Origin of the sequence: Paenisporosarcina sp. OV554, from assembly GCF_003058165.1 — a bacterium.
Classification (GTDB): Bacteria; Bacillota; Bacilli; order Bacillales_A; family Planococcaceae; genus Paenisporosarcina.
Window position 1 is genome coordinate 1 of record NZ_QBUC01000051.1, and the last position, 6253, is coordinate 6253.

Sequence of the window (6253 nt, forward strand, 5' to 3'; positions counted from 1 at the left end):
AAGTAGTTTGTTTTGATTGATTTAACATGATTAACACACACTTTCAGAGCTTTTTATTTATTATAACGAAAAAGGGAAAAGCGAATCTAGCGCTTTCCCCTAATTTCTGTATTCGTTTTGCAGTGCCCTCATTTTGCATCTCTTTTTTTGATGATTAATTTTAGTCCCTGAGATTATTAAAATGCTACGCTTTTTTCTATCGATTTATTCAGATAAACGATTGATTTGTTTATTTCAAACAAAAAAGCACTGTGAAAACAGTGGAAATTGTTTTACATATGTGTCTCATTTCTTAGTCCAATTTAATGGCTTAAATCAACTTTTTCCTTTATTGATTGATTATTAAATGTGCCATTTTTAATGCTTGACTAGTTAGTTTCAATTCAGTGTAATAGTTGAACAATTCTTTTTTTGATCGACGGATTAGATAAACAAAACCAAACTTCTTAAACATAGGTAATGCTTGATCTCTTAGAAACTTGTGATATTCCTGTTGTTTATTTTGAATTAAATAACAAAGAAGATTGAATAAGTTTATATATAATAATTGATTTTTCTTAATTGCAGTTTCCAAACCTTCTTTAGCAAGTTGTAATAATTCATTTGATGGAAGAAGTCGTCCTTCAAATGAACTACGTATATATCCTTCCAAAGAAAGTAAGTAGGGGCCAGATTCATTATCTTTATGACTCATTGATTTGTTATAAAACCTACTCGCTTGTAAATAATTTTTTCTTCTATAGTATTCAAATGCTAAGTTATGTAAAACCTTTGCCTTTCGATCAGGTGCATTACATAAGTCACAGCTTTGTATTAAGTTTTCAAACCTACTTATTGTTCCTGTAAAATCACCATCATCTTTTACTTGTATAATCATAAGCATTTCTGCATCAATTACTCTGAGGTAATTATTAATTTCTTTAAAGAATTGACGGGATTTATCCGCGTAAAAATAAGCCATAACTGGTGATTCGATTGAATGATATGCGACGGCCAAATGATAATAATACTCTCGGTTATTGTAATCTTCTTCTAGTATTGATTTTAAAACTTGGATAGCTTTGAAATTTTCATGTTTCGATAAATAGTATATTCCTAATACATGCTTTAGAAGATTACAATCATATGGTGCTAATTTATGTTCTGTTTTTTGAATTTCTTTGATGATTAATATTGCTTCATCACTCTTGTTATTCATTAGTAAATATCTAGCTTTCAGTAGTTTATATAGATTTATATATTCCGAGATTTGAATGAATTTTTCTTGCTCAAGTTCATTATTAATACTATTCATTTCATTAAATAATTGCATAATAATAACGTTTTGCCAATTGTTTAGACGCTTCTTAAGATTTTTAAGATTTCTAGTTTCATTATCAATATTTATTCCTAGACGTTCTGATAAAAGGGTAATTATTTCTGGCGCATACTCTGTTTGTAAACGTTCAATTTTACTAATATGTGTCCCAGAACAGATTCCTTCCCCTAATTGTTCTTGAGTAAGTTGGTTTTTTTCTCTATAAAATTTAATGATTTTCCCCTCATACATAACTAATTTCCCCTTTAGAAAAATTCATATTTTGAAAAAAATCAAGATTCCCCCAAGTTTAAAGTTGATCTTTATATATATTTAACATATCTATATTACATAAGTTATCTAGTATATTGAGATGTTACGTACTCATAATTTGACTATTCATTAAAGGGAATATTCTCCAATCATAGTGTTGAAGCAAGAATCTTATTGAACAATTCCCCCAATTTCCCGTGAATAAAATTCAAGTAGAATATAAATTATTAAAGTTTTCATATTATTCATACTTTAATTTTATTTTAAAGTAATCGTTTAAATAATTGAAGCTTTTATTAAATGAGTAAAAGGAGCGGTCGTTGATGAAAAGAAGAAATAAAAAAATTCTGAATGTGATTATGACAGGGGTACTTGCATCAAGCTTTATGACATCATACTTAATACCTCAACAAAAATCTTATGCAATGACAAATTCTGCAGAATCGATTTTAGACGGACTTTCTCAAGAACAAAGACAGTCTGTAAAACGTTTAACTCCACAAGAAGGTTTTGTTATTGATCCGAGTTTATTGTCATTAAAGGATAAAACAGCAAATATTATCGTTGAGTTTAAAACAGAACCTTTTGTAAATAATACTAAACAATCAAAATCAAAAGAAGCATCTAAAGACAGGGCAGAAAAGATTAGTGGAGAACAAGCGTATTTTAAAGAACGTTTAGTTGAACTTTTTCAAAAGAAAGATTCAAAACAAGCTCCAAAGCAAGCTTCAACACATGTTTCTGCACAATTTGAAATTAAACAGACTTTCCAGAATGTATTTAATGGTATGGCAATGACTATTCCAACAAATCAAATTAATACACTACTTGAAACGGGTGTTGTTAAACGGATATGGAAAGACAATGTCGTACAATTGCCAAAAGGCGAGTTAGTTTCCCAAGACGCAACTACTGGAAAAGTAATGCCTCCAGCACTTCCACATTTAGGTGTAGATAAGTTACACAATGAGGATGTAAAAGGTCAAGGGATAAAAGTAGGGGTTCTTGATACAGGGATTGACTATAATCACCCCGATTTAAAAGATGTTTATAAAGGTGGATATGATTTCGTTGATAACGACTCTGATCCAATGGAATCAACTCCAGCGGATAGGATAGCATCTGGTGACCCTGAATTCATTGATGGTCGTCCATATATTACAGAACATGGTACACACGTTTCTGGAACAATCGCATCTAATCCAAAAAATGACGTTGAATATGCTATGACGGGAGTAGCTCCAAACGTAGACTTATATGCATATCGAGTATTAGGTCCTTTTGGGTCAGGTTCAGATTCAGGGGTTATTGCAGGGATAGAGAAAGCTGTAGAAGATGGTATGGATGTTATTAATTTATCTTTAGGAAACTCGAGTAATAATTCTTTAAATGCGACTTCTGTAGCGATAAATAACGCAGCAATACAAGGTGTAGTACCAGTTATCGCGGGAGGAAATGCTGGACCAGGACCTAGTACACTAGGATCTCCAGGTACTTCTCCACTAGCAATAACAGTTGGTGCAAGTGATGTTCCGACTGATATTCCAACGGTTAATGCTTATTTAGGTGATGTAACAGTTCCAAATAAATTAATGGGACATGGACTTGGTAAGGACTATTTAAATGTTATCGATAAAGATTACCAAGTTGTTGAAGTCGGAATTGGTACTGAAGAAGATTATTCTAATAAGAATGTTAGTGGAAAAGTAGCATTAATTGCTCGTGGAACACTCGCGTTTGATGAAAAAATTCGACGTGCTCACGAAAAAGGTGCTGTAGCTGTATTAATCTACAATAATGTTGATGGGGAAATTCCATTTTTCTTAGGTGAAAACTATGGTTATGTCCCAACATTTAAAATGTTACAAAGCGATGGTACTAAACTTGTAAATAAATTAACAACGAGCCCCTCTACTACAATTAAATTATCTGACTTTATGTCAAATATGACAACTGGTGATGAATTAGCTGATTTTAGTTCTCGTGGACCAGTAATTAATAACTTTGATATTAAACCGGATGTGGTCGCGCCTGGGGTATCAACTTTCTCTACAGTACCTGAATATATTAATAGTCCTGAAGATGGTATCGATTATTCTAGCGGATACGCAAGTTTGAGCGGAACTTCAATGGCAACACCTCACGTGGCAGGAGTTGCGGCTTTATTATTACAATCACATCCAAATTATACGGTCGCAGATGTAAAAGCAGCATTAATGAATACTGCAGACCCTCTAAAAGGACGAACGTACAATGTAAATGAAGTCGGAGCAGGTCGTGTAGATGCTTATGAAGCGGTTCATAATACCACTTTATTTGAAGTTCAAAATAAAACGATTACACTTGATGAAGAAGGATTTAAAAAACAAATTGATGATATCTCTGGATCAATTCCGTTTGGAAGTATTGCACAAACGGGTGAAGCTGAAAAGAGAACGACAGCAATTAATATTAAAAATTCAAGTAGTGAAAAAGAAACATATAATACTAGAGTGGAATTTTTAACGATTGATGGGGTTTCAAAAGATGCAAGTAAAAGTGGTGTGACACTTCAATTACCGTCTTCAATTGAAGTGAATCGCAATGAGAGTAAAAGTATTAATGCACAAATAACGATTCCAGCAAATGCTGAAAAAGGTATTTATGAGGGATATATATATATCGAAAATGAATCAAAAACGGCAGAATATCAAATTCCTTTCCATGTTCGCTATTCTCAAAGTGGTTTCGAAAAAGTTGAATTTTATAAACACGCAATAACAAATGATCTAAGTAATTTTCATCCATATATAGAACCATTTACACCTGCTACTTTCAAATTGAATAGTGAGATGAAAACGATTGATGTAGTTGTTAGCGATTTGGATGGTAAACCGATTGGACTTTATGGAACGTTCGATATGGAAGGAGCACCTGTTGATACTGATTACATGGTATTTTTTGCCTTTACTGGTGTGGTAAAATATTTTACTGGTGATCCAGAAAAACCATTATCACTTGAATATGAAGACCTTAAAGAAGGAAAGTACATTATATCTTATGTAGGTCATGGTGTTGATGGCAAGACGTATAAAGTTGATAATGACATGGTAGTCGATAATACAGCTCCAACTGTAAAATATGATAAGAAATTTGGTATTCATGAGATTTCGGAAGAAGATTTAACGACAGAGAACAATCCATGGGATGGACTAGATTATAATGCTTATTGGGTACATGGAAATATTCATGATGATACGATTGACTACTTGAAGAGCAGAGGACATGACGTTTCTCAAGAGAGAAACACTGTGAATGTTTACCAAGATTCTTATTGGCCGACGGCTCAGTTATTCCCAAATGAAGATGGGGACTTTAAATTTGGTGTGTTACCAGACGAATATAAAAATTATCCAACGAATCTTAGAATGTACACATATGATTATGCTACAGCAGGAAACCCAATATTCCCTGAATTTACAATCATTAATAAGGGAGCTGAGTATGCAACGTTAAAACCATCTACTTCAGGTGTACGTCTTGGAACAGAGTTTATCAATACATTTAAGATGAATAACCCTAAAAATTTAACAAGTGCAAAGGTTTCGATTGATCTTCCACATTATTATAAAGTTGTTTCTGTTAATGCTTCAAAACAATTAACAGATTTAGCAAGTAAAAATAAATGGAGCATCCGTGTTGCGAAACCAGAAATCAGAAAAGATATGTGGTCGGATTTTACAACATTCGCTATAGATATTTATGACAAAAAAACAAAGATGCCAGTATCAATTAATAGTGATATTAATCTATTGGATATAGAGTTGAAAGTAATTGATGATCAAAATTACTACGGTGGTAGTTTCAATTTCCAAGAATCATCTTACCTAACTGGTGAAGGAGAAACGACAAATACACCAACATTTGCTGAAGGGTTTAAATTTATCTCAAAACATTCCATGCTTAACGGTTACTACCATGGCGAAGCTTTAAGTTTTGATAATTATGATTTAGATTTTTCGAAACTTGGAGTAACTGCATACGTTATAGATAAAAAGGGAAAACAATATCGTGCTTCCATTTCAGAAAATGGATGGATGACGATAGAAGATATTCCTGCATTAGCGGATGACTACACGGTAGTTGTCGATATACCAGGACATTTCCTTTATCGTAAAAAAATAAAATTAAGTAGAACAATAGATGGAGAAGTGCAAGGAGTCTACTATAATTTGTATACGGATACTGCAGCAGCTGGGGATATCAATGGAGATAAAGTTATCGACATTTATGATGCGAAACTTGTTGCAAATAAAGCAGGAGAGACAGGGGACAAATTAAAAGCAGATCTTAACAAAGATGGAGTTGTAGATATTACTGACTTCAACTATGTTGAAAAGAATTTTATGACTTCAAATCCTTATGTACACACAGATACTAAACCAGTTGAAAAAATTGGTGAAATGACTTTAGAAGAATTAAAGAAAAGTTTTAACTAAAAAACAAGGGTGCCACTCTAAATGAGTGGCACCTTGTTTTAGGTTTTTCACCTTATGATTTATCAGAAGACTTAATAGCTCAATTCAGAATGGGAGTTGTAGAGAACGTTTGAACTGAGCCCTTATTAACGGACAGTTTAATAAAAAGGCACCTTAAAATTCATGTTGCGATTAGATGACTTCGGTATTGTTCCGGAGTCATCTT

2 protein-coding genes are annotated in these 6253 nt (G+C 32.8%); one reads left to right on the top strand and one right to left on the bottom strand.

The window, feature by feature from the left end:
- Window positions 1–328 precede the first annotated feature (328 nt).
- Window positions 329–1549: a helix-turn-helix domain-containing protein gene (locus tag C8K15_RS19620; RefSeq protein WP_108588073.1), complete on the bottom strand. Its 1221-nt coding sequence runs from the start codon at window positions 1547–1549 to the stop codon at window positions 329–331.
- Window positions 1550–1893: 344 nt separating this feature from the next.
- Here C8K15_RS19620 and C8K15_RS21260 point away from each other — a divergent pair, with 344 nt between their 5' ends.
- Entirely contained in the window at window positions 1894–6048 is a 4155-nt protein-coding gene (locus C8K15_RS21260; protein ID WP_108588074.1) for a S8 family serine peptidase, read from the top strand.
- Window positions 6049–6253 lie beyond the last annotated feature (205 nt).

What these genes read in the sequence shown, in the direction of transcription:
- C8K15_RS19620 (WP_108588073.1), bottom strand. Translation starts at nt 1,549, where the DNA reads ATGTATGAGGGGAAAATCATTAAATTTTATAGAGAAAAAAACCAACTT.
- C8K15_RS21260 (WP_108588074.1), top strand. Translation starts at nt 1,894, where the DNA reads ATGAAAAGAAGAAATAAAAAAATTCTGAATGTGATTATGACAGGGGTA.